Source organism: Marinomonas sp. FW-1 (assembly GCF_005222245.1).
In the GTDB taxonomy this organism is placed as follows: Bacteria; Pseudomonadota; Gammaproteobacteria; order Pseudomonadales; family Marinomonadaceae; genus Marinomonas; species Marinomonas alcarazii.
On record NZ_CP025987.1, the window covers coordinates 1,553,599 to 1,579,032 of the forward strand.

The following is a 25,434-nucleotide window of genomic DNA, read 5'->3' on the forward strand; positions in this document are numbered from 1 at the left end:
CAGATGAGGGAATCTCGTATCTGTGAATGGTTGGGAATAGATTCTCCCATTATTCAGGCGCCTATGGCGGGCGTTCAAGACAGCGCTTTAGCTATTGCTGTATCGAAAGCGGGTGGCTTGGGCTCTTTGCCTTGCGCTATGTTGAGCGTGGACGATATTGCTCATCAGGTTTCTTTAATTAAAGCGGCTACGGCTAAACCTTATAACCTGAATTTTTTCTGTCATAAAACAGCAGAATACGACGAACAAAAACATCAGCAATGGCGGGCTTTATTGAAACCCTACTTTGACGAGTTTTCTGGTCAATATGATGAGTCAGTAAAGGCGGCTTCGCGTATGCCTTTTAGCCATGATATTGCTGATGCGATAGAGGCGTTTGCTCCACCTGTTATTAGTTTTCACTTTGGCTTGCCTGATCCGGACTTGCTGGCTCGAATTAAGCGCTGGGGGACGAAGGTGTTGTCTTCGGCAACGACGTTGGAAGAGGCTATTTGGCTGGAAGAGAATGGCGCCGATGGTGTTATTGCACAGGGTGTTGAAGCGGGTGGACATCGTGGGATGTTTCTTTCGAACGATGTTTCTACGCAGGTTGGGCTGTTTTCGTTATTGCCTCAGATTGTGAATCGAGTCGCTATCCCTGTTGTTGCGGCTGGTGGTGTTTGTGATGCTCGCAGCATTAATGGTGCATTGGCACTTGGTGCTGGGGCGGTGCAAATAGGAACGTCTTATTTGTTGTGTGATGAAGCTAAAACATCGGCGTTGCATCGCGCAGCATTAAAAAGCCAAAAAGCTCACCATACCGCATTAACCAATGTATTTACGGGACGACCAGCAAGAGGAATCGCTAACCGAGTTATGAAAGACCTTGGTTATATGAATGATAATGTTCCTGAGTTTCCACATGCCTCAATGGAAATGGCGCAGTTAAAAGCTCTGGCAGAGAAGCATGGTTCGGATGGCTTTTCTTCTTTGTGGAGTGGTCAGAATGTGTCAGGTTGCAAAGAAATATCGGCTTTTGAATTAACTAAGCAATTTGCCGATGTTTGTCGAGTTACCTTATAAAGTATTCCTTTATGGAATCTAAAATATAAGATTTATTCCTTTTACAAATACTTCTCTTAACCTCATGCTAGCGCCTTTGAATCGAATTTAAGGCGTTGATATGTGGATCTTCATTACTCTGTTTGCGGCTGGGTGTCAGTCTATTCGAACGGCGTATCAAAATACTCTGGCTCGTGAAGCGGGCTTTTTGCATGCCACCATGTCGCGCTCTTTGTATGGCTTGCCTTTGGTTTCCCTGTATCTTGCTGTGTGTTGGTATCTGTTTGGTGGGGTGTCAGTTGATAATAATCCGCGCTTCTTTGTTGCGGCGAGTGTGTGTGCTATTGCGCAAATGATGGCGACGTATTTTATGTTGCGAGCTTTTCAGTCTGGCAGCTTTGCGCTGGGGACTTTGTTGGCGAAAACGGAAGCGGTGTTGGCCGCTTTGATTGGTTTGCCCTTGTTGCATTACACGTTAACGATTGGTTCCTGGGTTGGCATTTTTTTAGGGGTGCTGGGTGCGGTTGTAATGAGTGTAAAGTGGCAGAATATTAAGCGAGCTCATAAAGACATATCTTTGTTGTTGGGCTTGGCGAGTGGTTTCTGTTTCGCCGTTACGTCTGTTGCTGCATCGATGGCTAGCCATTCGTTCTCTGGCTCTTTGATAACCAGTGCGGGTGTGACGCTTTGGTATGTTTTGGCCATGCAGTCTCTTATTTTATGTGGTCTTCAAATTTATAGGAGTCGAGATCTGTTAGCACCATTTAAAAATGAATTGGCGTTAAGCTGTAAAGTGGGTGTGCTAAGCTCATTAGGTTCTATTGGTTGGTTTACCGGCTTTGCTTTGGTGAATCCGGCCTTGGTAAAAACGTTAGGGCAAATTGAAATCATTGGAACCTTATATTATTCGAAAGTGCGCTTCGCTGAAAAACTCACGAAACAGCAGTGGATTGGCGGTGCTCTTATTGTAATGAGTGTTATCTTGGTTGTGACATCGACCGTTAAGTGAGTGTGTATGGAATCGAATAAAATCAATTACGTTGAATTGCCAGCGCGTGACTTGGCGTTAAATAAGGCTTTTTTTACTCAGGTGTTTGGCTGGGGGTTTAAAGACTATGGGCCAGAATATTCAGCATTTGAAAATGCAGGATTGGATGGCGGTTTTTTTCAGGCAAACTTTTGTTCAAGGCCTCAAAATGGCGCAGCGCTGATTATCTTATACAGTCATGAACTCGAAGTGGTATTTGAAAAAGTACAAGCGGCGGGTGGAACGATTGAACAAGTAATTTTTGACTTCCCTGGTGGTCGTCGTTTTCACTTTCTGGATCCGTGTGGTAATGAATGGGCGGTATGGAGTGAGCCTAGCAACTAGACATTAAAGGCCTTTGCGTCGCTTAACGTAAAGGCCTTTAATGCGTTTATAGGGAGCTAAATTCACCGCAATAATTTGTATTCCACTTTTCTAGAATGCCGTAATAGTTTTCCCCTTTGGCAATCAGCCAATGGAGTTTGCAGAAGGCTGCCTCCAAGGTCATGTCTCTACCACTTAATACATTCATTGACGATAAGATGGATCCCGCTGCATAAGCGCCCTGAGACACACCACCGTGTAGGCATTGGGTCAAATTCACGATGTTTTTCTTGCGCAACATTGCTTCTGTTAAAAAAGATAAAAACGCTGGGTTTTGATCGGGTACATTGCCTGCACCGTAGGTTAATAGAACAATGGCTTTGCAATCTTCGTCGTCTAATAAGCTTTGATAGATGGCTGTTGGTTGGCTTGGGTGCAGAGTGATGATACCAACAGCACCTGTTTTAAAGCTGACAATATTGTTTTCAATTGAGGTGGCTGGGTTTTTCATATCGTCTTCTTTGCTCTTTATCATGCGATCAGGATACAGCCGCATCTCGATATCAAGCTTGCCTAATAAATCGTCATTGGGCGTGTGGAAGGCTTCAATGCAATGACTGCTGACTTTTTGAATACGGCTGCCACGCATGAGCTTGCCAGCAAAAACTAAACTTACATCCGGTATTTTATGGGAGACTGCCAGCGACAATGCGGCTTCTAAGTTGGAGCTGGCATCACTGCGGTTCATGCCCAAGGGGATTTGAGAGCCTGTTAAGATTATGTTTTTCGTACAAGCACCCAGCATAAAAGACAAAGCCGAGGCCGTGTACGCCATGGTGTCCGTGCCATGAAGAATGATAAAGCCATCGTAATCTTGCCAATGGGTTGCAAGAATGGACACTAACTTTGTCCAGTGCTTAGGCGTAATGTTGGCGCTGTCAATTAAAGGCGAAATTTCCAATACTTCAAAAGAGGGAAGCGTGTTGATGCTCGCCCCTAATGCCATTTCAATGCGCTCTTGCAAGCCAGAAGCAGGGGCCAAGCCCTGCTCTGTTTGCACCATGCCTATTGTGCCGCCTGTATATAAAATGAGGACTTGTGCGCTCATAAGACAACCTTGCTAGGCGATAACATGGATTGTGGGCTTAGCAGAATATTTACTTGGTCTTCCGTAAGTAGGTTTTCTTCAATCACTAAGGCTTTAACGGTATTGCCTGTATGCAGTGCGGTGTTGGCTATACGTGATGCGTTGGCGTAACCAATGTGTGGAACCAAGGCTGTGATAATGCCTATGCTGTTTTCAACATGACCTGCGCAAACGGCTTCGTTTGCTGTGATGCCACGTATGCAGCGATTCTCTAACATCTGACAAGCTTCTTTGAGCATTTTCAACGAATTGAGTACGTTATAAATGATCATGGGTTCCATGGCGTTTAGCTGTAATTGACCGGCTTCAGCGGCCAATGTTACGGCAAGATCAGAGGCGATAACTTGATAAGCGGTTTGGTTCATCGCTTCAGGAATCACGGGGTTTACCTTACCCGGCATGATGGAAGAACCAGGTTGCATAGCAGGGAGATTGATTTCGCCTAAGCCAGTTCTAGGGCCACTGGACAGTAGGCGTAAGTCGTTGCTCATCTTGCTGAGTTTGATGGCTAGACGTTTCAGAATGCCGGAGAAAAACACAAAGGCGCCCATGTCGGAGGTTGCTTCGACTAGGTTGCTTGCTGGCACAAGTGGTTTTGTCGAGATGGTTGCTAGCTTCTCTACCACCCGTTTAGCGTAGCCTTCTGGCGTGTTGATGCCAGTGCCGATTGCCGTGCCGCCAAGGTTTACTTCGCACAGTAGGGTGCATGCTTCACGAATTCGGTCAATGTCTTCGCCAAGAGTGACGGCAAAGGCGTCGAATTCTTGACCTAATGTCATTGGGACTGCGTCTTGCAGTTGCGTGCGACCCATTTTTACAATGTGAGCAAACTCACGAGCTTTGGCCTCTATCGCTTCTTTTAGGGAGGCAAGGCTTGGAACAAAGTTATCTGCCGCAAATTGAATGCCTAAACAAGCCGCCGTTGGGTAGGCGTCGTTAGTAGATTGTGAGCGGTTAACGTCGTCATTGGGATGCAGGTATTTGTATTCACCTTTTTCATGGCCCAATTTCGTTAATGCAATGTTGGCAATCACTTCGTTGGCATTCATGTTGGTTGATGTGCCAGCGCCGCCTTGGATCACATCAACAATAAATTGATCGTGATACTGGCCTTGAATTAAGTCTTGGCAGGCAAATACGATGGCGTCTGCTTTTTCAGTAGAAAGCAGCTTCATTTCTTGGTTGGTTCGAGCGGCAGCGGCTTTTACCATGGCTAACGCTTTGATTAGCTCTGGGAAATGTGAGATTGGAACGCCTGTGATCGAAAAGTTTTGTGCAGCACGTAATGTTTGTATGCCATAAAAAGCATCTGCTGGAACGTCCATGTTGCCAAGTAAATCGTATTCAGAGCGAGTATTCATTTTGTGTTTCCTGACACCTCACCGAGTGACGGTGAGGTGAAACCTAGGTTGAATGATTAACGGTGAGAGTCGTTAGTTGGCCAAGATTCTTGGTCCAGCTCTAAGTCTTGAAAGCGAACGGCTTCGAAGGTCGGTGTTTTGTTGCCTTCTTTGCGTTGATCGTCAAAGTCTTTCATCACGCGCTTAGCCACTTTGAATAGCAGAGCAAGAGCAAACAAGTTAACTAATGCCAATAGACCCATACTTAAATCCGCGAAAGCAAATACAGTGCTTAGGTCAAGGATTGCCCCAGTGCAGCATAGGCAAATGATGATGACGCGGAAAGCGTTCATGTAGAAACCATGATTGCCAGATTTCGTTAGATAGCTAACGCTGTTTTCACCTAGGTAGTAGTTGTACAAAATGGTACTAAAACCAAATAGCAGCAAGGCAATACTGACAAACATACGGCCATAATCACCCATGTGAGTGGCGAGAGAGGCTTGAGTCAGAGCGACGCCTTGAACGGTGTCTGTGCTGCTTGGGTCATACGCGCTGCCAAGAAGAATGATCAGAGCGGTACAAGTACACAATACGATGGTGTCGATAAATACAGAGAATGCTTGCACGATACCTTGGTTGGCAGGGTGTGGAATATGCGCAACGGCTGCCACGTTTGGTGCACTGCCCAGACCCGCTTCGTTAGAGAATAGACCGCGTTTTACACCCATTAGGATGGCTGCCCCTATGCCGCCACCAAATGCTGGTTCTAGGCCAAAGGCACTTTTAACTATCATAACTAATGTATCTGGAATTGCGCTGAGGTTCATCGCAAGTACGATCAGGGCGATAAGTAAATAACCGCCAGCCATGATAGGTACTAAGATTTCAGCCACTTGAGCGATGCGTTTTACACCGCCGAAAATGATTAGACCAACAATGAGCGCCATGCCAATGCCGCTGTAGTAAGGCTGGATACCAAAGGCATCTTCTAATGAAGTTGCAACCGAGTAGGATTGAAGTGTCGTGAAGGCAATGCCGAATGTGGCTAATAACAATACAGAGTAAAGTACCGCAAGCCATTTCCAGTTTTTACCTAGACCACGCTCTATATAAAATGCTGGGCCACCACGGTAAGAACCGTCACTATCTGCCGATTTATAAGTTTGTGCCAATAGACATTCTACAAAGCTGGTTGCCATGCCCATTAGGCCAACAATCCACATCCAGAAAATAGCACCTGGGCCACCGATTGTGATCGCCACAGCTACGCCGGCAATATTACCGCCACCGACACGACCTGCTACAGATAAGATTAAGGCTTGAAACGAACTTAAGTGTTTGCCGTCTGCTTCATGGTGTTTGGCTGTTAGTATGCTAAACATGTTGCCAAAGTAGCGGAACTGCACGAATCGGGTTGCAACGGTAAACCAGATGCCAAGGCCGATTAACACCGCAATAAGGACTTTGCTCCAAAGCAAGTCAGTGAGAAGGGATAGCATGAATCATAACTCCTAGTGTTTTTAGATTTATTAAGGGGGTATTGAGGTGCCCATTGGAACGAAAAATAAGTACTAAAGGGAGTTCGTAAATAGGTGCGATCTGATGCTAGTTGGTGCTATGGTAGCATCAACTAGCACTATTTTGTGCGTGTTAAATAGTTTGTGATTTATTACACTAGCGGCGAATTTATGTTGGTATGCAAAATAAGATTAAATAGGACTCATCATGGTTCAACATTTTGCGGATAACTTGCAGTTGTTGTGTAGCTACTACAAATCGGTTGCGGATGTATGTCGTCGACTGCATATTAATCGTGCGCAATTTAATCGATATCTCAATGGCACAACTATGCCGAGCAACAGTACGCAGCGCCGTATCTGTGAGTTTTTTGGTGTAGAGCCTCATGAAATGATGCTTGCCCATGAGCAGTTCGTTAAGTTGGTGCAGGCGCGTCCGATTCGTCAGACTGAAGAGGTCAAAGCTCTAACGCCTGAACAGCTGCAATTTGATCGACTTAACCAGTCTGGTCAGTTGGGTTTGGCAAAATATAATGGTTACTATTTTGAGTATTATTACTCTATGGCGTGCCCGGGGAAAATATTACGCACCTTGGTTCATATAGAGTCGCAAGACGGTAAGACCTATTATAAACGTATAGAGCGACTAAACCCGCGCAATATTAAAAAGTCGTTCCATGGTGTTTATAATGGTTTTGTGCAATTGCTTTCAGACCGATTGTTTTTGCTAGACTTTGAAAGTCAGACGCACGTGGAAATGACCCAGACTATACTTTACCCTTCTTTTCGAAATCGCGTTGAGCGCTTAACAGGCTTGCGTCTAGGAGTGTCAGGTAGTGGCGAAAGAGCGCCTTGTTGCGTGCGAGTTGTGTACGAATATTTGGGGAAAAATATAAACAAAAAGTACGCAGTGGCCCATTGTGGTTTATATGATCCGGAGAGCGAAGAGATAGACGAGGATATTTGCCAGTCAATCAAAAATGATATGACGGAAGGTGACTGGCATTTTAGAGCGCGATTTTAAGCGTCTTCTGTCTCGTTTGTATCAGGGGTTTCAGTAGCGGCTTCAATGTTTGGGTTAGTTGCCGCTTCGGCTTCCATTTTTGCGCGTTCAGCCTTAGATATGTACTTAGGTTTCGCCTTTTTAGGGTTGGCCTTTAGGTTGGCTTGCTTAATGCGCTTGTCGTATATGCTTTTGATCTTTTTACGGCGATTCATGTGTTGTTCCTAAAATGATGCATTTATGTAATTTCAAAATCCAAGAATGACATTCAAGGAACGAAAAAAAAGCCCTGATCAATGATCAGGGCTTTTTTATGTTGGTACCAGTAGGCGGACTCGAACCGCCACACCCGAAGGCAACGGATTTTGAATCCGTCGTGTCTACCAATTCCACCACACTGGCCTTGAAAAAGGTGAGGCGTATTTTAGGGTATTTCCAATATATGTCAACGCTAATAAGGAAAATTTTTTATCTTTTTCACTTCTGGTGGCTTGGAAGTACCTTTTTAGACGGATTTTCGCTAGAATGCTGGGTCGTTTTTTCTAGGTAGCTTTCTTTCCATGCTCGTTTCCGATTATCACTTTGATTTACCTGATTCATTGATCGCCAATTACCCTACGCCGGATAGAACGGCGAGTCGCCTGTTGCATCTTGATGGTCCGACTGGGGATGTGGTTCATCGTCAATTTCCAGATGTGTTGGATTTAGTTCAGCCTGGTGATTTGATGGTGTTTAATAATACCCGAGTTATTCCTGCTCGTGTTTTTGGGCAAAAGGAATCCGGCGGTAAAGTTGAAATATTGGTTGAGCGGGTTATCAATGGTAACGAAGCTCTAGCTCATGTGCGTGCTAGTAAATCGCCAAAAGAAAACAGTAAGTTGATTTTAGGGCAAGACAAAGGAGAGCAGATTGAAGCGACTATGGTAGGTCGTTCAGGTGCTTTGTTTCATCTTGTATTCAATGAATCTGTGTTGGATGTTTTGTCACGAGCAGGTCATATGCCGCTGCCGCCTTATATCGAACGTCCAGATGAAGACAGTGACCAAGAACGTTATCAAACGGTTTATAATCAAAAGCCAGGTGCGGTCGCTGCCCCAACGGCAGGGTTGCATTTTGATGATGCGCTGTTGGAAAAGCTTAAAGCCAAAGGCGTAGAAACGGCGTTTGTTACCTTGCACGTTGGTGCAGGAACTTTTCAGCCGATGAAGGTCGAAAATGTAAAAGACCATGTCATGCATGCTGAGTATGTTGAAGTTGAGCCCAGTGTGGTTGAGCAAGTAAAAGCGACTAAGGCGCGTGGTGGTCGAGTGATTGCTGTGGGTACAACGAGTGTTCGCAGCCTTGAATCAGCAAGTCAAAGTGGTGAAATTGCGCCGATGCAAGGCGATACCAGTATCTTTATCTATCCTGGTTATGAATTTAAAACAGTGGATGCCTTGGTGACGAATTTCCATTTGCCAGAGTCCACACTGATTATGCTGATCAGTGCTTTTGCGGGATACGATCATGTTATGGCTGCGTATAAAACAGCTGTAGAGCAGAAATATCGATTTTTTAGTTATGGTGATGCCATGTTTATTACACGAAATGCGCAGGCTAAAGGCCCGCAAGGTGAGGAATAAGACGTATGTCTGATAAGCGTCCAGAATGTTTTATGGATTTTGAACTTCACACTACGTCAGGAAAAGCGCGCCGTGCTACCTTGACGTTTCCACGTGGGAAGGTTGAAACGCCAGCTTTTATGCCAGTCGGTACTTACGGTACTGTGAAGGGGATGTTGACCAAAGATATTGAAGAGATTGGTGCGGATATTATCCTTGGTAATACGTTCCACCTTTGGTTGCGCCCAGGCACAGATGTTGTGAAAGCGCATGGTGATTTGCATGACTTCACGCAATGGAAGAAGCCAATTCTAACGGACTCTGGTGGTTTTCAGGTATTTTCTCTTGGAGAAATGCGTAAAATCACCGAGGAAGGGGTTAGCTTCCGCTCGCCGATTAATGGTTCAAAAGTCTTTTTGAGTCCTGAAATATCCATGCAAGTTCAGCGTGACCTTGGCTCAGATATCGTCATGATTTTCGATGAGTGTACGCCTTATCCAGCGACGCCAGAAGTGGCTGCCAAGTCCATGCGTATGAGTTTGCGTTGGGCTAAGCGTTCGAAGGACGAGCACGGTGATAGTCCTTCTGCATTGTTTGGTATTATCCAAGGCAGTATGTACGAAAACCTTCGAGACGAGTCGCTAGAAGGTTTGGTGGATATTGGTTTTGATGGCTACGCAATCGGTGGCTTGTCAGTGGGTGAGCCAAAAGAAGAAATGATGAAGGTATTGGATCACACGACACCAAAAATGCCTGCTGATAAGCCTCGTTATTTGATGGGTGTTGGTAAGCCAGAAGATTTGGTGGAAGGCGTGCGTCGCGGTGTTGACATGTTTGACTGTGTGATGCCGACACGTAATGCCCGTAATGGTCACTTGTTTACATCAGATGGTGTGGTTCGCATTCGTAACGCTCAATATCGTCACGATGTTGGCCCGTTAGACAAAGAATGTGATTGTTACACTTGTAAAAACTTTTCTAGGTCTTATTTACATCACTTGGATAAGTGTCAAGAAATGGTAGGGGCACAATTAAATACGATTCATAACCTACGATACTATCAAACACTCATGGCGGGATTGCGTCTAGCGCTCGATGAAGGTAGATTTGACGCCTTTGTTGATGAGTTTTATGCAAAGCGAGGCCTAGAAACGCCAGCTTTGAGTGAATAATAAACAAAATCATGCAAATTTCTTGAAAAAGAGTTTGCAACAGTTTCATAAACCATTGGAGAGTTAACACCATGATCGCATTGATCTCACCAGCTTACGCTGAAGGCGGCGCACCAGCAGATGCAGGTATTTTTAACCTAGTGCTTCTTGCTGGCTTCGTTGTTATTTTTTACTTCCTTATGTGGCGCCCACAAGCAAAGCGTGCAAAAGAGCATAAAAACTTGATTGCATCTTTGGCGAAAGGTACAGAGGTAGTAACTGGCGGTGGTGTATTGGGTAAAGTATCTAAAGTAGATGATAACTACGTAGTGCTTGAAGTTGCGGAAGGCATTGAGATGAAATTCCAAAAGTCTTCTGTTGCAGCTGTTTTACCTAAAGGAACGTTAAAGTCTATTTAACCTTTCTTAGAAAAGCGCCTTTACGGCGCTTTTCTTCTTTATCGATCTATTCATTTTTTTAGGTTTAAAGGATTTTTCATGCTTAACAAGTACCCCTTGTGGAAGTATTTGCTAATTCTTCTAGTTTTGGCTTTGGGGCTACTCTATGCCTTCCCAAACCTTTATCCGGATGATCCAGCGCTACAATTATCTACTCAAAAAAGTACTGCTATTGTTGATGAGCAGTCGTTGCAAAAAGCAAAAAATGCGCTTGCTGAAGCGAATATAGAATTAAAACAAGCAGAGCTTACTTCTGCTGGTGGTACCTTGCGCTTTAATAGTGGTGAGGACCAACTTGCTGCCAAGCCTGTTGTAGCGGCAGCTTTGGGTGAAGACTTCGTAACGGCGCTTAACTTGGTGCCAACAACACCTGATTGGTTGTCTTCTTTGGGAGCTGGGCCTGCTAAGTTGGGCCTTGATTTACGTGGTGGTGTGCATTTCTTGCTGGAGGTGGATACACCTGCAGCACTGAAGCAAAGACTTGAAGTCAGTGCCAGCGAAATGAAAGCCGCGTTACGTAATGAGCGAATTCGCTATCGCAGTGTTGATGTTGAAGACGGTATTTTGTCTATTCGCTTCTTGAAAGAGTCCGATCTGGATTTGGCGGAAACGCTTCTGAAACGTGACTTCTCGGAATATCGCTACGCGACACAACAGGACGGCAGTGATTTCTACTTGAATGTGAGCTTTACAGAAGCCGCTAAGAAAGAAATTGAATCCTACGCTTTGCAGCAAAACTTAACCACATTGCGAAATCGTGTAAACGAGTTGGGTGTGGCTGAGCCTTTAGTGCAGCGTCAGGGCAGTAACCGTATTGTGGTTGAATTGCCAGGTGTGCAAGATACAGCGGCAGCGAAACGTATTATCGGCGCAACCGCTAACCTTGAATTCCATTTGGAAGCAGGCTTAGACGATAAAGGTGCCGATATTGAAACATTGGCGTTCCGTGATGGCAGTGGTCGTACTGCACGACTAGAGCGTGACCTTATCATTACTGGTGACAGTGTTTCTGATGCGAGTTCTTCTTTCGACGAAAATGGTCGCCCACAGGTAAATATTAACCTGGACTCCAAGGGTGGCAAGCAGATGAGTAAAGTGACTCGCTCTGCTGTTGGTCGCAATATGGCGGTTGTATTTATTGAACACAAATCTCGCAGTCGTTTTGTTGAAAAAGACGGCAAAATGGAAGAAGTGCGTAGAAGCTACAGCGAAAAAGGGATTATTTCTTTAGCGACAATCCAAACGACGCTAGGTAATTCATTCCGTATTACGGGGCTTGATAGTCCTCGTGAATCTTCCGAACTTGCCTTGTTGTTACGTGCTGGTGCCTTGGCTGCGCCAATTTACTTTGTTGAAGAACGTACTATTGGACCAAGCTTGGGTGCTGAAAATATCAAGCTGGGTGTGACTTCTGCTCAAATTGGTTTGCTGGTTGTGATGTTGTTCATGCTGGTTTACTACAAGGTGTTTGGTATTTTTGCCAACATTTCTTTGGCGCTGAATATCATCCTTCTGATGGCGTGTATGTCGTTGCTTTCTGCTACGTTAACCTTGCCCGGTATTGCCGGTATTGTGTTGACGATGGGGATGGCGGTGGATGCCAATGTGTTGATTTTCTCGCGGATAAAAGAAGAGCTGGCGAACGGAACGCCGAGTCAGCAAGCGATACATTCTGGTTTCAACCGCGCATTCACTACGATTTTTGATGCCAATATAACAACGTTATTGGTTGCTGTTATCTTGTTTGCAGTAGGAACTGGGCCGGTTAAAGGGTTCGCCGTAACCTTGTCACTGGGTATTATTACTTCGATGTTTACAGCGATTGTTGTAACGCGTGCACAGGTGAATCTTGTGTATGGCGGTCGTAAAAACAAAAAACTGTATATTTAGGAGGGTGCCATGAAAGTGACAAATATTCCGTTTATGGCAATGCGTAAAATCGTCGCAGCCTTTTCGCTGGTTTTGATTCTTATCTCTCTGGGTTCTTTGGCAACAAAAGGGCTGCAGTTTGGTTTGGACTTTACTGGTGGTACTTTGATCGAGGTGGCTTATGAAGAGGCACCTAAACTTGATGACGTTCGAGCTTTGCTGGCTGAAAACGGCTATACCGATGTAGTGGTGCAAAACTTTGGGTCACCAACGGATGTAGTGGTTCGTATGGCCAACTCTTATACGCCAACATTGGGTGATGAGGTGTTATCAACTTTGCAGAATCATGGTGAGACTAACGTTTCGCTTCAGCGTTCTGAGTTTGTTGGTGCGCAAGTTGGTGAGGAGTTGCGTGAGCAAGGTGGTCTGGGCATGTTACTTGCCTTGGCGATCGTGATGATTTACGTTGCTGTGCGTTTCCAGTTTAAGTTCTCTGTTGCCTCTGTAGCGGCTTTGATACACGACGTTATTATCACGTTGGGCTTCTTTTCTCTTTTTGAGGTGGAGTTTGACCTGACTGTGTTAGCGGCGTTACTTGCTGTCGTTGGTTACTCCCTAAACGATACCATTGTCGTGTGTGACCGTATTCGAGAGAATTTCCGTATCATGCGTGACACAACGCCTTTCGACTTGGTAAATGAGTCGATTAACCAAACACTTGGTCGTACTTTGATTACGTCTTTAACGACCTTGTTTGTGTTGGTGGTTTTGTTTGTTGCGGGTGGCGAAGCCATTCACAACTTCTCTATGGCGTTATTGGTAGGGATTGTGATCGGTACTTATTCTTCTATTTTCGTGGCGGCAAATTTATTGCTGGGTATGAATGTGACACGTGAAGATTTGATGCCAACACCAAAAGAAGAGTTAGAAGACGATATGCCTTAGTGGTTAAGCTTCCTCTGATACATAAAAAGGCCTGCTTCGTGCGGGCTTTTTTATGTGCTTTAATCGGTGGGTGCCATCTTCTTTTGGGTGAGTGATTGTTATTTTGTTTGAGTGTTGGCTTTAATAGGGTGAATTGTTTTATATGCATTATTTTTTACTTAGCGCTGTGATATTGCTTTTTAGTGTTCAAGCTAAGGGGTTAGATTTTAGTGATATGGATAAAACAGCCCAAGGTTTTCCTAATATTAAAACGGTACAGATTGCCTACAAAGGGGAGGTGGTTTGGGCAAAGGCTTACAACAAGGCTAATCTTGATGCGGTTGCCAATATTAAGTCGGCGTCAAAGTCACTGATGTCGGCAATCGTTGGTATGGCGATTGAGCGTGATGTTATTCAGGGTGTCGATCAAACTATTGTGTCGATTCTTGCTGATCAACTGCCAAAAGATCCAGATCCGCGTTTGAAAGAGATTACAGTGTCGCATTTGCTTTCAATGCAGGCGGGACTAGAGCGTACGTCTGGACGGTATTATGGACGTTGGGTAGCGAGCAATAACTGGGTTCAGGCGGTGTTGGCGCGACCTTTTGTGTCCGAGATTGGTGGTGACATGCAGTATTCAACAGGAAATACGCATCTTTTGTCTGCGATCATTATGCGTCAGAGTGGTAAGAATACTTATCAGCTAGCCAATAAGTGGTTTAACGGTTCTGGTGTTTGGATTCAGAGTTGGGAGACAGACCCTCAAGGTGTTCCAATGGGAGGTAATCAAGTTGGTATGACGCCAGCTTCACTTTTGGCGTTTGGTGAGTTGTAGCGAAGGGGTGGAGTCACCAAAAAAGGTAAGCGGATTCTTTCTAAAAAATGGATAGAGGAAAGTTGGCAGCCAAGGACGCAGTCACGCTTTCATCGTGGTCTATATGGGTATGGTTGGTCTATTCAAACCTTTGCGGATGTTCAGGGCTACTATGGTTGGGGCTATGGTGGGCAAATGATTTATGTGCTGCCAGATTTGGACTTAACGATCGCTATTACGTCCGATGAGCATTTGCCTTCAGGCAAAACAGGCTATCGTGATTCGCTGCATGAGATGGTTAGTCAGGACATTATCCCTGTTATCCAAGCAGCTAGGTAACTCTTTTTAGTTTTGTCTTTCATGCGTAAAAGTCTACTCAATCCAAGAGTAGACTTTCTGCTTTACGGCTTATTCTTTCTCGTTGATTGTACCGAAATGCATACCCATTTTGGTTGGTATTTCTGCTTGAAGCGACGCTTCCCAATTGACGGCGTTCTTACCGAATAAAACGATGGCGGTTGATCCTAGTTTGAATCGGCCCATTTCTTCGCCTTTCTTGATCTCTATGTTGCTTAGTTCTTTGTAATCCCATGTCACGACATTCTTGTTGAATGGTGTGACTTGTCCTGCCCATACGGTTTCTATGCTGGCTACAATCATGGCGCCAACAAGTATGACGGCCATTGGACCAGCTTCTGTTTCAAATAGGCATACTGTGCGTTCATTACGAGCAAAAACGTTAGGGATTTGTTCTGCCGTGACTTTGTTGACCGAGAAAAGCTTTCCTGGAATGTGGATCATTTTGGTTAACTTGCCAGTGAGTGGCATGTGAACGCGATGATAGTCTTTTGGAGATAGGTATACAGTGGCAAAGGAGCCGCCAAGAAAATCGTTAGACAAGGAAGCATCACCACCAAGAAGGCTTGTTAGGCTGTAATGATGGCCTTTTGCTTGAAATAGTGTGCCGTGTTCAATCTTGCCTAGTTGGCTAATCGCGCCGTCCGCAGGGCAGGCAATGCTGTTCTTTTCTTCGCAAATAGGGCGCAGTTCTGGGCGAATAGCGCGTGTAAAAAAATCGTTGAAGTTGCGGTAGGACAGCGCGTCACTGTTAACGGCTTCCGACATGTCGACTTGGTATTTTTTAACAAATTGGTTGATAAAGGTGTTTTTAACCCATGAGTTTTCGCATTCGGCGATCTTACCAATGACTCTTGATAATGTTTTTTGTGGTGTGATGTGTTGCGCAAAGGCGAAAAGTTGGTCTTTAGTCACGTTTATTATCCTAGTAGGTGAAGTTTGAATAAATGTTTAAATTGGATTGTGGCTTACAAGAGACACAATCTGTTTTAGGCTTGTGAAGTCTTTTTCGTTAAATTCGCCGCGAGTTTCTAGCCAAAATATAACCGTTTCTCGCTCTGCTGTTTGTGTAGAGGCGAGCATGAGGTGGCCGTTAGGGTCGATTATTTGGGCTGCTGTGTGCGGCAGGTCTTTTAATATTCTGTCTAGTTTTTTGCCGAAAAGATGTGTTGCTGACTTTTTGGTTGATAGCTTGCTAAATAGGGTAGAAGGTGCGTCCCATTTTATGGTTTTCAGAATGTTGATATTGTAGCCATATTGGAAGATCGGCGACACAGTGCTTTTGGATTGTTTGAATAGTATGACGTGCTGTGCGGTTGGTATGGCTTGTTTAATCGTTTTCAAAGCCATATTAGCTTTTTGCTTTGAGTCATAAATATCGTGTTTGCCCAATGCTTTTTTGAGTGTGGCAATGGGGGATGCTTTGTTGGTATCACTGATGCTGGTCTTATTGCCAGTATATAAATTTGGGTCTAGTAGTTGCAGTGCTAAAGGTGCTCTTCCGCCATTATTAAACAGTCTTGCTGCTTCTGCACTGGCAAGGTGTGCGGTTTGGATCACTTCCCCTACATGACGGTGCATAACGGTTGCGACAACACGATAGAAAAAAGGCAGGTTTTTAGAATCCCAGCCCCTTAAATCTGCTTCATGGGTTAGCTTGGTTGCGCAGTATGAAAAAATCAGTGGGTTGTTTATTAGTATTGTTAGCCTTTTGTCTTCAGAAAAACCAGGTAGTTCTTCTGGGTGATGGGCTAAGTGTGCCAGGCTTTGCAGTTCTTTTTTATTCGGTATGAACTTGGTAGAGAAGGACTCAATAACCTTGTTTGGTGTGTTCCAATGGGTGCATAAATGCACAGTCAGTTCGTCTATGCGACAGCCTAAAACGTTCAATTCGGCTTGGCTTTGTTTTTCGCCTTGGCTGAGCTTGTGCTTAATTTCCATCATGGTTGGATAGGCGTAAAACCACAATAGCCATCTTGCTGCATCGCGAAATAAGGTGATCCAAAAAATATCATCCTCGTGGCTGGTGAGTTTCTCAATCGACCAATGTCTCGCTATGGTGGCAGCCTCGTAGCTGGTTTGTATTTCACTAAGGAAGGCTTTGATATGTGGTGGATTGTTTTTTGGATAGAATTTGTAAGGTGCAAAAACGGAAAAAATCTTTCCGATACCACTCATGCCAACCATTGATGCTGCGTGGAAAGGATTTTTTATTTCATTGTTTTTATTAGGTATTATTCGGTTTGCTTCGTTTAATATCGCGAAGGCTAATAATGGGTCAGAGGCGATATTGGCTTGCATGCCATCAAGTGTGTCTTCTGTTCTCGCTATTTGGGTTTTTAGACGAGACAAGCTTACCGCTTTCACGGGAAATTTTTTGCTTTTTAGAAAATGTAGCCATTCATTTAGGCCAGAAGGTGACTTGTCTATCATAGCTGGTTACATTGAGAGCTCATGTTGGTGGTTTTTAAAAAGTTGCTCTTATATTTCGGTTCTTATTAATCATACTGTATATTGAGATAAGAGCATACTTTGTCAGTATTAAGGAAGGTAATATGTTTGCATTAGCTGGTTTGCTAGTGGTCATTGTTAGTGTGGTGTTTGGCTATATTGCTTCCCATGGGAATATGTTGGCCCTATGGCAACCTTTTGAGGTTATTATCATCTGTGGTGCAGCGCTTGGTGCTTTCATGGTTGCCAATCCTTTTATTGTGCAGAAAAAAGTAATTACCATGCTGCCGCAGGTGTTTACTGGAAGTCGTCACAATAAGACTTTTTATCTGCAGTTGTTAGGTTTGATGTATTGCCTTTTTCAAAAAAGCCGACAGCAAGGTTTTTTATCGATTGAAGAAGACATCGAGTCGCCTTTTACGAGTGAGTTGTTTGCTCGATTTCCCGATGTCGTTCGGGATCATGAGGTTGTTGATTTTTTAACGGATAACTATCGGATTTTTACCTTAACAGGATTGCCTGCTTATGAGATAGAGGCAATTATGGATAATGAAATTGAACAAATTCAGGAAGAGTTGGTTGCACCAAGTCATGCCTTGACTCGTGTGGCCGAAGGGTTGCCAGGCTTTGGTATTGTGGCGGCTGTGTTGGGTATTGTTATTACCATGGGGTCGATCGGTGGGCCGCTGGAAGAGATCGGTGCTCATGTTGCGGCTGCGCTAGTAGGGACATTTCTAGGGATATTTTTTGGTTATGGTTTTGTGGGGCCTATGGCTTCTCATTTGGAGAATTTAGGTACCCATGAGTTAAAAGCATACCTATGTATTAAAGCGTGTTTGAATTCGATTGTGTCAGGCTATGCTCCGCCAGTCGCGGTAGAAACTGGCCGCAAGTTGCTTCCACCTGAAATGCGTCCGAGTTTTATTGAGCTATCTGATGGCCTTAAGCAGTATCGCTAGTATGCAAGAGCGCAAGAATAAGAGGTGTGAGCAATGGCTATAGGTACTAATGGCTTAGTTATTCGTCGAGTCAAAAAAATCAAAAAGGGCGGTCATCATGGCGGTGCTTGGAAGATAGCCTTGGCGGATTTTGCTTTGGCAATGATGGCGCTATTTTTGGTTTTATGGATCATGAGCGTGGCCTCTCCAGAGGAGTTAAAAAGTATTGAAGGGTACTTTCAAGATCCAATGGGGCAGTCAACGGCTGGTTTTAGTGCTAATCCGATTGATCTAGGTGGCAGTCCTGCCAAAAGTGCTGAAAAGAAGCTAGATTTGCAACTGCCTGATCCTGGCAGTGTTGATGTGCCTTCTCGTGATGATCGTTTGGGTAATGGGCCTGATTCTGCGGAGTCAAAGAGCATCAACGATATGTTGCAAGAAGAGGTGGGGAAAATGAATGTCCTGCTTTCTCAGCAGCAAAATATGCGTATCGAAATCACGCCTCTTGGTGTGCGTATTACGTTGTTGGACGACCCTGATAAGCCCATGTTTGAGCGTGGCAGTGCGCGAATGATGCCTGATATAGAAAATACTCTCCTTACCATGTCGCCAATTTTTAATAAGGTCTCTAACCCTATTGTCATCACGGGGCACACGGATTCGTCAAAATTTAATGGTGGGCGTTTGGATAACTGGGATTTGTCAGCGCTAAGGGCGAATGCGGCTCGCCGAATATTAGAAGAAGGCGGTGTGCCTGATAAGCGTATTGCTCAAGTGATAGGTTTGTCTGATTCGGTCCCTTATAACCGTTTTGATACCGAGAGTGCCGAGAATAGACGAATCAGTATTACTCTGTTGACGGATGATGCTTATAAAAAATTGCTGGATCAGAATCGCCGTAATTTCGGTGATGCTGCCCAGCAACCTAGTGTCAAACTTACGCCAGAAGCGGTTTTTTAAAACGCCTGATTTTCACGTATCGAATGTTTAATTCTTAAGAAGCTTTGGAAGCGGTGTTCTGTTATTTCACCTTTTTCCAAGGCTTCAAGAATCGCACAGCCTGGTTCTTTTTCGTGAGCGCAATCTCGGAATCGGCAGTAGCCGATATGCGGTCGAAATTCGATAAAGCCGTTCAGTAACTCATCTTCTGAAATGTGCCATAAACCAAATTCACGTATTCCTGGTGAGTCAATGAGGTCGCCGCCTTTTGGCATATGGAATAGTCTGGCTGTGGTGGTGGTATGTACGCCTTTTTTACGTTTCTGAGAAAGCTCACCCACGCTGATATCTATATCTGGGAGTAGGGTGCCGATAAGTGACGACTTACCTACGCCTGACTGTCCAACAAAAACGCTGGTTTTATCTTGTAAGAATCCATACAGCGACTCCATTCCAGCTTGATTTTTGATGGAGGTTCTGATGATGTTGTAATTCAGGTCTTCGTAGGTTTTAAGTAGATTGTCTAAATCTTCTTTGTTTTTGTCGTCAATTAAATCGCATTTGTTAAGTAGTATGACAGGTGGAATGCCAACGGTTTCTGCAGCAACTAGGTAGCGGTCAATTAAATTGGCGTGCGCAACAGGCTCTGCAGCAATCACAACAATAATGTGATCTATGTTTGCTGCGACGGGTTTTATCCTGCCGTGCATATCTGGGCGAGATAAAGAAGTGTGTCTTGGTGTGGTTGCAACCACGACACCGCCCTCATTTTGTTTCGGGCGCCAAACGACTTTATCGCCTGTTACAAGTTGGCCTAGATTGGCGCGTAGGTTGCATCGGGTAGATACGCCAAGAAAAGGTTCTTGAGTGCCTTCCACTTCAACTTGTGTTCCGAAATGAGAAATAATAATGCCTTCAGTTTCGGCTCCAAGGTCTGATGACTGAAGAAGTTCCTCGGCGACCTCTCCTCTTTTTTGAGTGCGTTCAACGCGCTCTTTGTGGATTTTTTCGATTCGCCAAGTTTGTTGTTTAGTAAGTTTTCGCTTCGACATTAGATTCGTCTGGTCATAAAGTAAGGCGCATAGAGTATAATGCTTGGCATTGATAATAAAGGATTTGGAAGGTTATGAGCTTAAATGATGAGAATTTAGTGTGGATCGATCTTGAAATGACCGGATTGAACCCAGAAACGGACACAATTATTGAGATTGCAACCGTGGTTACGGATAAGCATCTGAGCGTTTTAGCAAAAGGTCCTAGCCTTGCTATTCATCAAGAAAAAGCGGTGATGGACGCGATGGATGAGTGGTGTACACAGCATCATGGTGATTCTGGCTTAACAGCAAGAGTGTTGTCGTCGAGCATAAGCATGGCGCAGGCAGAGGAAGAAACCATTCAGTTTTTGGCGCAATATGTGCCAGCAGGTAAATCGCCAATTTGTGGTAATAGTGTTGGGCAAGATCGTCGCTTCTTGTACCGTTACATGCCTAAGTTAGAAGCATTCTTTCATTATCGTTATTTGGATGTCAGTACCATTAAAGAATTGGCAAGACGTTGGAAGCCAGAGGCATTAGAAGGATTTACTAAATCAGGCTCACATTTGGCAATGGATGATATTTTAGAGTCTATTGGCGAATTAAAGCATTATCGTCGAACTATGTTTGGTATGGACGATAAATCTTAATAGCACATGCTGCTAATCTAACCTGTTCTTGTTATGAGTTGGTGGGTTCTGTGCCCACTAACTCAGTCCTGTCACACCATCCCATATTAGCTTGATTCCTGTTAGGAAAAGAAAGCCGTACATGAATTTGAAAAACACGGCCGTGGAAAGTTTGTAATGCAGCCATGCGCCAAGTTGGACGCCAATAAACGCAACGGGTGTAAAGCAAAGTGATAACAGGATGTTGGTGCTGTTGAGTTGTCCAAGCATGCCGTATGGAATGAGTTTTACATAGTTTATTGCTGTGAAGATGACGGCTGCTGTAGCCACGTATTGTGTTTTGTCTAGGTTTGCTCTTAATAGATAGACGCTCATGGGTGGTCCGCCAGCGTGAGCTATAAAACTGGTGAAACCGCCAAGGGTGCACCAAAGCTTGCCAGTGAACGAATGCAGAGGTGGTCGCTCTGTTGCGCTGTTTTTTCTTGGCCATGAGTTCAGCGTGAAGCCAACAGCAATAATGCCAACCATTATTTTTAACCATTCAGCAGAGAACCATGACGCTGTTAGGCCACCAATAACAACGCCGATGATGGCTGCAGGTATGCATTTGATTAGTTGCTCTGTGTTCCACTTTTTCCAAAACTTCTGCACAGTGAAAATGTCCATGATACAGAGTATGGGGAGCATTATGGCGGCGGCCAGAGTAGGGGAAGTTTGGAGTGAAATAAGCGGTACAGCAAGTATGCCGAAAGCGCCAGAGAAACCACCTTTAGAAATGCCAGTAATAAATACGGCAATGGCGATGAGTGACATAAGCAGCCAATCCATAAGTGTCCTCTGGTTAGATGTTTGTGGTGAGCGGTAAAAATGCATATTGATTATGGGGGATTGCCACTTGTTTCAAAAGGCTTCTGTATTAGAATTGTCAGAAATTAATGAGCCATGTGATTGGTGTTTGCTCTTTTTGAGTAGAGAAGGATTGGTAAGTGATGCAAATAGAGAAAGATGTTTACGGTGAAGAGTCGATGGAAAGTCTAGGCGGGGCTGTTTCCTTGGCTTTAAAAGCGGGCGCGGTTGTGTATCTAGAGGGAGACCTTGGTATGGGTAAAACCACGCTTGTTAGAGGTATGTTGCGTGGCTTAGGTCATTTGGGGCCAGTTAAAAGTCCTACTTATACGATTGTTGAGCCCTATGAGTTATCCGGCCTTGAAGCATTTCATTTTGACCTTTATCGCGTTTCAGATGCGGAAGAGCTTGAATTTATAGGGATTCGTGATTATTTCTCGGATGGCGCTTTGTGTTTAATTGAATGGGCTGAAATGGGGCGTGGTATTTTGCCTGAGGCAGATTTGATTGTTTCATTGAGCTTGATTCGTCAGGGTCGCCATGTGGTGATAGAAGGCGTTACTGAAAAAGGTTTGGCGGCTATAAATACGCTGCAAAATGTCATAACGTCTTGATGTATAGACGTCTTTACTCTAAGTAAGATTGAGATCCATGTAATCAGCAGTTATAGTGTGTCAGATATACTAGCTAGCTGTCTGATATGCATACTAAATTTCGTACTTATTTATTTGTTTTTTTCTCTTTTATTGTCTCCTTAACTGCGGCAAATGCCTTTGCTGCAGAAGTGAGAGACATTCGTGTCGCTCAGCAAGAGGGTGTGACACGTTTAGTTTTTGAGCTATCTGATGCTTCGGAGCATCGTATATTTCCTCTTTCCAACCCAGAGCGAATAGTGCTCGATGTGAGTAACGTCGACTTAAATACCTCTGTGGTTAATGGCTTGTCGGCTTTGTCTTCTGATGTTTTGATGCGAGTTCGTTACGCTAAGCGAGACAATGGTGTTCGCTTCGTGTTGGATTTGGCTCAAAAGGCAAAAGCGAAGAGTACTGTGTTGGCGGCAAATGGTACTTATGGCCCGAGAATATTGGTTGAGCTTGAGTATGGCGTCAGCAAACCGGTGACGGTTGTAAAAAGCTTAGCGAATTTATCCAAAGAAAAGCGTGATATCGTTATTGCGATCGATCCTGGGCACGGTGGAAAGGATCCGGGTGCTTTGGGGCAGTACAATGTTCGTGAAAAAGACATAGTGTTGTCGATTAGTAAGGAACTGGCTCGACGAATAAATGCGGTTGATGGCTTTAAGGCTGTGTTGACGCGATCAACTGATACCTATCTTCAATTGCGTGACCGTTCTCGTGTGGCGCGTGAAGCTAATGCTGATTTGATGATTTCCGTGCATGCGGATGCTTTTACAAAATCGAGTGCTCGCGGGGCTTCGGTGTGGGCTCTGTCATTGAGTGGTAAAAGTTCTGAAATGGGTCGCTGGCTGGCGCAACAAGAAAACTCCGCCGATTTGGTGGGTGGCATTTCTTTGGATGACAAAGATCAGTTGCTTGCTGAGGTCTTGCTTGATATGTCAATGAATTCGACGATTCAGATGAGTCTGAATATTGGTGAAAGTGTTCTCGGTGAGATGAAAAATGTGGCTGTCTTACATAAAGGCAGCGTGCAGCAAGCAGGCTTTGTGGTGCTAAAATCACCAGATATTCCGTCTATTTTGATTGAAACTGGCTTTGTATCAAACAAGACGGAAGCCAAGAATTTATCGAGCAGAACATATCGCGTAAAGTTGGCTGATTCTATTTCTAAAGGTGTCATCGAATACTTTACCAAGAATGCACCAGATGGAACCTTAGTGGCTTGGAAGCAAAAGAAACATTCTGATTATGTGTATACCGTTAGTAAAGGTGATACTTTGTCTGAAATTGCTAGACGCAATCAGGTGTCTTTACCTACTTTAAGGCAAGCAAACAATCTAAGTAACGATGTTATTTGGATTGGTCAAAAGCTTGTTATACCTGCCGGCTAGAATCTAATTGTCTTATGCTCTTGTGTTGAACTAAAGAGCTCAGAAATCAAAGGTCGTTCATGAAAAGAATTAATCTTTTATCTCCGCGTTTAGCTAACCAAATCGCAGCGGGAGAGGTGGTTGAGCGACCAGCCTCCGTTGTGAAAGAGTTGCTTGAAAACAGTCTTGATGCTGGGGCCACTCAGCTTGATATCGATGTCGAGCAAGGTGGCGTTAGGCGCATAAAGATCCGTGATAACGGCACTGGAATCATGAAAGATGATTTGTCTTTAGCGTTAAGCCGACACGCAACAAGTAAAATAATTACTTTAGATGATTTAGAAGCTGTCTGTACGCTGGGTTTTCGTGGTGAAGCGCTAGCCAGTATTAGCTCTGTGTCAAGAATGCACCTTACCTCTCAGGCCGAAAATGAAGAAGAAGCATGGCGTGTAGAGGCAGAAGGCAAAGATATGGCGACGGCAATTCGTCCCGCTTCTCATCCTCAAGGTACGACGATCGATGTGCGGGACTTATTCTTTAATACGCCAGCTCGTCGTAAATTCCTGCGTACTGAAAAAACCGAATTTGCCCACCTAGAAGAGGTGGTGAAGCGTTTGGCGCTGAGTCGCTATGAAACAGGTTTTCGCTTAAGTCATAATGGTAAGCAGGTATATGATCTTCGCCCAGTGACAGATCAGCTCCACGCTGAGCATAGATTGGCCACTTTGCTGGGTAAGAAATTTATAGAGAATTCGTTGACGCTCGATGTGGAAGCGGCTGGCTTGCGTTTGTGGGGCTGGATTGGTTTGCCCACATTTTCTCGTTCCCAAGCGGATTTGCAATACTTCTTTGTAAATGGTCGGGTGGTTAAAGATAAATTGGTCGCCCACGCCGTTCGTCAGGCTTATCGTGATGTTTTATATAATGGCCGTCATCCAACGTTTGTTTTATATCTTGAGTTAGACCCTTCTACAGTAGACGTAAACGTACATCCAACAAAGCATGAAGTGCGGTTTCGGGATGGGCGTTTGGTGCATGATTTCTTGTTTAGTCGAATTCATAAGGCTATCGCTGATGTGCGTCCTGAATCGGATGGGGCGCCAACGGGTATGCAGGATTCAGCCGCCAGTGAACCGTCTTCATACGGCTCAAATATTACAGAGCAGTCCGCTTTGCAGCTATCGAATCGTCCTGCGGCGTCTGGCATGGAGTGGATGCAATCTCGTTCGCCTTCTGGTTCTTTGGGTTCTTCAGAGGTGCGTGGTCAGCTTGATGGTATGCGTCGGCTGTCTGGTTATGCTCAGGAATATGTATCTGCGACGGAGGAGGTTGATCCTGAGACGGGTGAGGTGAGAGAAGTTGCTCCACCAAGCTCTCTAGGGCAATCTGGCGACCCTTTTGCGAGATCAGATGCTGATTATCAAGCTGTGCCGCCTTTAGGTTTTGCGGTGGCTCAGTTGCATGGGGTTTATATTCTTTCCGAGAGTGAACAAGGGTTGATTTTAGTCGACATGCACGCAGCACATGAGCGAATAGTGTATGAGCGCATGAAGACGGCTTTTTATCAAAAAAACATATCGTCTCAGCCGCTATTGGTGCCGATCAATGTGTCTGTATCGCAAAGTGAAGCCGATTTGGTAGAAGAAAGTGGCAATGTGTTTGAGTCGTTCGGCTTTCGAGTAGAAAGAACGGGATTAGAAAGTGTCATGGTTCGAGAAGTTCCTATTATACTGATTCGAGGGGACGTTGAAGGATTGGTGCGCGATGTTATAAGTGATTTATCGATCAATGGGGTGTCTGACTTGATGGAGTCTAGGGCGAATGAGCTGATGGCTTCCATGGCTTGTCATGGTGCGGTGCGTGCTAATCGTAAGTTGACTATTGCTGAAATGAACAGTCTTCTCCGAGATATGGAGGTGACTGAGCGAAGTGGACAGTGTAACCATGGCCGACCAACTTGGGCGCATTTGACAATGTCTGACTTGGATAAACTTTTCTTGAGAGGGCGTTAAT

The 25,434-nt window shown here is 44.6% G+C and carries 25 protein-coding genes and 1 tRNA gene; 17 read left to right on the plus strand and 9 right to left on the minus strand.

The features are described from left to right. Window positions 1-3: 3 nt before the first annotated feature. The 3 genes from C1X04_RS07280 (at window position 4) to C1X04_RS07290 (ending at window position 2,413) form a co-directional block, all read left to right on the plus strand. Window positions 4-1,062: a nitronate monooxygenase family protein gene (locus C1X04_RS07280; RefSeq protein ID WP_137169552.1), complete on the plus strand. Its 1,059-nt coding sequence runs from the start codon at window positions 4-6 to the stop codon at window positions 1,060-1,062. A 100-nt stretch (window positions 1,063-1,162) separates the two neighbouring features. Beyond that, window positions 1,163-2,050, plus strand: coding sequence for a DMT family transporter (locus C1X04_RS07285; RefSeq protein ID WP_110571863.1), 888 nt, complete (start codon window positions 1,163-1,165; stop codon window positions 2,048-2,050). Between the two features lie 6 nt (window positions 2,051-2,056). Continuing rightward, window positions 2,057-2,413 carry a VOC family protein gene (locus C1X04_RS07290; protein ID WP_137169553.1) on the plus strand — a complete coding sequence of 119 codons (357 nt, stop codon included), beginning with the start codon at window positions 2,057-2,059 and terminating at the stop codon, window positions 2,411-2,413. A 46-nt stretch (window positions 2,414-2,459) separates the two neighbouring features. Here the strand turns inward: C1X04_RS07290 and C1X04_RS07295 are convergent, their stop codons facing one another. Genes C1X04_RS07295 through C1X04_RS07305 form a run of 3 tightly spaced genes read right to left on the minus strand, consistent with a single transcriptional unit; the run spans window position 2,460 to window position 6,381 of the window. Further along, entirely contained in the window at window positions 2,460-3,500 is a 1,041-nt protein-coding gene (locus tag C1X04_RS07295; protein ID WP_137169554.1) for an asparaginase, read from the minus strand. Further along, a complete protein-coding gene (locus C1X04_RS07300; protein WP_137169555.1) occupies window positions 3,497-4,900 on the minus strand; it encodes an aspartate ammonia-lyase in 1,404 nt (467 codons plus the stop codon). The genes C1X04_RS07295 and C1X04_RS07300 overlap by 4 nt, the downstream gene beginning before the upstream one ends. Window positions 4,901-4,956: 56 nt before the next feature. Further along, entirely contained in the window at window positions 4,957-6,381 is a 1,425-nt protein-coding gene (locus C1X04_RS07305; protein ID WP_137169556.1) for a sodium:alanine symporter family protein, read from the minus strand. A 226-nt stretch (window positions 6,382-6,607) separates the two neighbouring features. On the opposite strand from C1X04_RS07305, the gene C1X04_RS07310 reads away from it, so the two are divergent. Continuing rightward, the gene (locus C1X04_RS07310) at window positions 6,608-7,423 is read left to right on the plus strand and encodes a helix-turn-helix transcriptional regulator (RefSeq protein ID WP_110571867.1); all 816 of its coding nucleotides are present in this window, start codon (window positions 6,608-6,610) and stop codon (window positions 7,421-7,423) included. Here C1X04_RS07310 and C1X04_RS07315 read toward each other — a convergent pair. Together C1X04_RS07315 and C1X04_RS07320 are read right to left on the minus strand one after the other, a co-directional pair. Then, on the minus strand, window positions 7,420-7,617 hold the full coding sequence (locus C1X04_RS07315) for a DUF2986 domain-containing protein (protein ID WP_110571868.1): 198 nt from the start codon (window positions 7,615-7,617) through the stop codon (window positions 7,420-7,422). The genes C1X04_RS07310 and C1X04_RS07315 overlap by 4 nt on opposite strands. 102 nt (window positions 7,618-7,719) lie before the next feature. Then, window positions 7,720-7,804, minus strand: a tRNA-Leu gene (locus C1X04_RS07320). A 158-nt stretch (window positions 7,805-7,962) separates the two neighbouring features. Here C1X04_RS07320 and queA point away from each other — a divergent pair. From queA to C1X04_RS18575, 7 genes are all read left to right on the plus strand, one after another. Further along, a complete protein-coding gene (queA, locus tag C1X04_RS07325; protein ID WP_110571875.1) occupies window positions 7,963-9,024 on the plus strand; it encodes a tRNA preQ1(34) S-adenosylmethionine ribosyltransferase-isomerase QueA in 1,062 nt (353 codons plus the stop codon). 32 nt (window positions 9,025-9,056) lie between these two features. After that, window positions 9,057-10,175: a tRNA guanosine(34) transglycosylase Tgt gene (gene tgt / locus C1X04_RS07330; RefSeq protein ID WP_217495023.1), complete on the plus strand. Its 1,119-nt coding sequence runs from the start codon at window positions 9,057-9,059 to the stop codon at window positions 10,173-10,175. 71 nt (window positions 10,176-10,246) lie between these two features. Beyond that, complete coding sequence (yajC, locus tag C1X04_RS07335) at window positions 10,247-10,573, plus strand: preprotein translocase subunit YajC (RefSeq protein WP_110571877.1); 327 nt, start codon at window positions 10,247-10,249, stop codon at window positions 10,571-10,573. A gap of 78 nt (window positions 10,574-10,651) precedes the next feature. Next, the gene (gene secD / locus C1X04_RS07340; protein ID WP_110571878.1) at window positions 10,652-12,502 is read left to right on the plus strand and encodes a protein translocase subunit SecD; all 1,851 of its coding nucleotides are present in this window, start codon (window positions 10,652-10,654) and stop codon (window positions 12,500-12,502) included. A gap of 9 nt (window positions 12,503-12,511) precedes the next feature. Next, window positions 12,512-13,426, plus strand: coding sequence for a protein translocase subunit SecF (secF, locus tag C1X04_RS07345; RefSeq protein ID WP_137169557.1), 915 nt, complete (start codon window positions 12,512-12,514; stop codon window positions 13,424-13,426). A 214-nt stretch (window positions 13,427-13,640) separates the two neighbouring features. Further along, window positions 13,641-14,240 (plus strand): serine hydrolase, encoded by a 600-nt coding sequence (locus C1X04_RS18570; RefSeq protein WP_217495007.1) that lies wholly within the window; start codon window positions 13,641-13,643, stop codon window positions 14,238-14,240. A gap of 174 nt (window positions 14,241-14,414) precedes the next feature. After that, window positions 14,415-14,558, plus strand: a complete 144-nt coding sequence (locus C1X04_RS18575; protein WP_217495008.1) for a hypothetical protein — start codon at window positions 14,415-14,417, stop codon at window positions 14,556-14,558. A gap of 69 nt (window positions 14,559-14,627) precedes the next feature. Here the strand turns inward: C1X04_RS18575 and asd are convergent, their stop codons facing one another. Further along, the gene (asd, locus tag C1X04_RS07355; RefSeq protein WP_137169558.1) at window positions 14,628-15,491 is read right to left on the minus strand and encodes an archaetidylserine decarboxylase; all 864 of its coding nucleotides are present in this window, start codon (window positions 15,489-15,491) and stop codon (window positions 14,628-14,630) included. A gap of 36 nt (window positions 15,492-15,527) precedes the next feature. After that, window positions 15,528-17,009, minus strand: a complete 1,482-nt coding sequence (locus C1X04_RS07360; RefSeq protein WP_137169559.1) for an HDOD domain-containing protein — start codon at window positions 17,007-17,009, stop codon at window positions 15,528-15,530. A gap of 122 nt (window positions 17,010-17,131) precedes the next feature. On the opposite strand from C1X04_RS07360, the gene motA reads away from it, so the two are divergent. Together motA and C1X04_RS07370 are read left to right on the plus strand one after the other, a co-directional pair. After that, window positions 17,132-17,986 carry a flagellar motor stator protein MotA gene (gene motA, locus C1X04_RS07365; protein WP_110571883.1) on the plus strand — a complete coding sequence of 285 codons (855 nt, stop codon included), beginning with the start codon at window positions 17,132-17,134 and terminating at the stop codon, window positions 17,984-17,986. Window positions 17,987-18,019: 33 nt separating this feature from the next. After that, on the plus strand, window positions 18,020-18,925 hold the full coding sequence (locus tag C1X04_RS07370; protein WP_110571884.1) for a flagellar motor protein MotB: 906 nt from the start codon (window positions 18,020-18,022) through the stop codon (window positions 18,923-18,925). Here C1X04_RS07370 and rsgA read toward each other — a convergent pair. After that, window positions 18,922-19,956: a small ribosomal subunit biogenesis GTPase RsgA gene (gene rsgA / locus C1X04_RS07375; RefSeq protein ID WP_110571885.1), complete on the minus strand. Its 1,035-nt coding sequence runs from the start codon at window positions 19,954-19,956 to the stop codon at window positions 18,922-18,924. The two genes, C1X04_RS07370 and rsgA, sit on opposite strands and share 4 nt — an antisense overlap. 74 nt (window positions 19,957-20,030) lie before the next feature. Here rsgA and orn point away from each other — a divergent pair, with 74 nt between their 5' ends. Beyond that, on the plus strand, window positions 20,031-20,588 hold the full coding sequence (gene orn / locus C1X04_RS07380) for an oligoribonuclease (RefSeq protein ID WP_137169560.1): 558 nt from the start codon (window positions 20,031-20,033) through the stop codon (window positions 20,586-20,588). Between the two features lie 57 nt (window positions 20,589-20,645). Here orn and C1X04_RS07385 read toward each other — a convergent pair whose 3' ends face one another. Then, window positions 20,646-21,395 carry a sulfite exporter TauE/SafE family protein gene (locus C1X04_RS07385; protein WP_110571887.1) on the minus strand — a complete coding sequence of 250 codons (750 nt, stop codon included), beginning with the start codon at window positions 21,393-21,395 and terminating at the stop codon, window positions 20,646-20,648. 161 nt (window positions 21,396-21,556) lie between these two features. Between C1X04_RS07385 and tsaE the strand changes: the two genes are divergently transcribed. The 3 genes from tsaE to mutL all read left to right on the plus strand — a co-directional run bounded on the left by tsaE (window position 21,557) and on the right by mutL (window position 25,433). Continuing rightward, a complete protein-coding gene (tsaE, locus tag C1X04_RS07390) occupies window positions 21,557-22,027 on the plus strand; it encodes a tRNA (adenosine(37)-N6)-threonylcarbamoyltransferase complex ATPase subunit type 1 TsaE (protein WP_110571888.1) in 471 nt (156 codons plus the stop codon). A gap of 86 nt (window positions 22,028-22,113) precedes the next feature. Then, window positions 22,114-23,442, plus strand: a complete 1,329-nt coding sequence (locus C1X04_RS07395; RefSeq protein WP_110571889.1) for an N-acetylmuramoyl-L-alanine amidase — start codon at window positions 22,114-22,116, stop codon at window positions 23,440-23,442. Between the two features lie 59 nt (window positions 23,443-23,501). Then, window positions 23,502-25,433, plus strand: coding sequence for a DNA mismatch repair endonuclease MutL (mutL, locus tag C1X04_RS07400; RefSeq protein ID WP_137169561.1), 1,932 nt, complete (start codon window positions 23,502-23,504; stop codon window positions 25,431-25,433). The last annotated feature ends 1 nt before the right edge of the window (window position 25,434 follow it).

Coding starts and splice junctions, on each gene's coding strand:
- secF (WP_137169557.1), top strand. CDS start 12,512: ATGAAAGTGACAAATATTCCGTTTATGGCAATGCGTAAAATCGTCGCA.
- C1X04_RS07360 (WP_137169559.1), bottom strand. CDS start 17,009: ATGATAGACAAGTCACCTTCTGGCCTAAATGAATGGCTACATTTTCTA.
- C1X04_RS07315 (WP_110571868.1), bottom strand. CDS start 7,617: ATGAATCGCCGTAAAAAGATCAAAAGCATATACGACAAGCGCATTAAG.
- orn (WP_137169560.1), top strand. CDS start 20,031: ATGAGCTTAAATGATGAGAATTTAGTGTGGATCGATCTTGAAATGACC.
- mutL (WP_137169561.1), top strand. CDS start 23,502: ATGAAAAGAATTAATCTTTTATCTCCGCGTTTAGCTAACCAAATCGCA.
- motA (WP_110571883.1), top strand. CDS start 17,132: ATGTTTGCATTAGCTGGTTTGCTAGTGGTCATTGTTAGTGTGGTGTTT.
- C1X04_RS07395 (WP_110571889.1), top strand. CDS start 22,114: ATGCATACTAAATTTCGTACTTATTTATTTGTTTTTTTCTCTTTTATT.
- C1X04_RS07280 (WP_137169552.1), top strand. CDS start 4: ATGAGGGAATCTCGTATCTGTGAATGGTTGGGAATAGATTCTCCCATT.
- C1X04_RS18570 (WP_217495007.1), top strand. CDS start 13,641: ATGGATAAAACAGCCCAAGGTTTTCCTAATATTAAAACGGTACAGATT.
- tgt (WP_217495023.1), top strand. CDS start 9,057: ATGGATTTTGAACTTCACACTACGTCAGGAAAAGCGCGCCGTGCTACC.
- C1X04_RS07305 (WP_137169556.1), bottom strand. CDS start 6,381: ATGCTATCCCTTCTCACTGACTTGCTTTGGAGCAAAGTCCTTATTGCG.
- C1X04_RS07290 (WP_137169553.1), top strand. CDS start 2,057: ATGGAATCGAATAAAATCAATTACGTTGAATTGCCAGCGCGTGACTTG.
- queA (WP_110571875.1), top strand. CDS start 7,963: ATGCTCGTTTCCGATTATCACTTTGATTTACCTGATTCATTGATCGCC.
- C1X04_RS18575 (WP_217495008.1), top strand. CDS start 14,415: ATGATTTATGTGCTGCCAGATTTGGACTTAACGATCGCTATTACGTCC.
- C1X04_RS07370 (WP_110571884.1), top strand. CDS start 18,020: ATGGCTATAGGTACTAATGGCTTAGTTATTCGTCGAGTCAAAAAAATC.
- rsgA (WP_110571885.1), bottom strand. CDS start 19,956: ATGTCGAAGCGAAAACTTACTAAACAACAAACTTGGCGAATCGAAAAA.
- C1X04_RS07295 (WP_137169554.1), bottom strand. CDS start 3,500: ATGAGCGCACAAGTCCTCATTTTATATACAGGCGGCACAATAGGCATG.
- yajC (WP_110571877.1), top strand. CDS start 10,247: ATGATCGCATTGATCTCACCAGCTTACGCTGAAGGCGGCGCACCAGCA.
- C1X04_RS07385 (WP_110571887.1), bottom strand. CDS start 21,395: ATGGATTGGCTGCTTATGTCACTCATCGCCATTGCCGTATTTATTACT.
- C1X04_RS07285 (WP_110571863.1), top strand. CDS start 1,163: ATGTGGATCTTCATTACTCTGTTTGCGGCTGGGTGTCAGTCTATTCGA.
- C1X04_RS07300 (WP_137169555.1), bottom strand. CDS start 4,900: ATGAATACTCGCTCTGAATACGATTTACTTGGCAACATGGACGTTCCA.
- tsaE (WP_110571888.1), top strand. CDS start 21,557: ATGCAAATAGAGAAAGATGTTTACGGTGAAGAGTCGATGGAAAGTCTA.
- secD (WP_110571878.1), top strand. CDS start 10,652: ATGCTTAACAAGTACCCCTTGTGGAAGTATTTGCTAATTCTTCTAGTT.
- C1X04_RS07310 (WP_110571867.1), top strand. CDS start 6,608: ATGGTTCAACATTTTGCGGATAACTTGCAGTTGTTGTGTAGCTACTAC.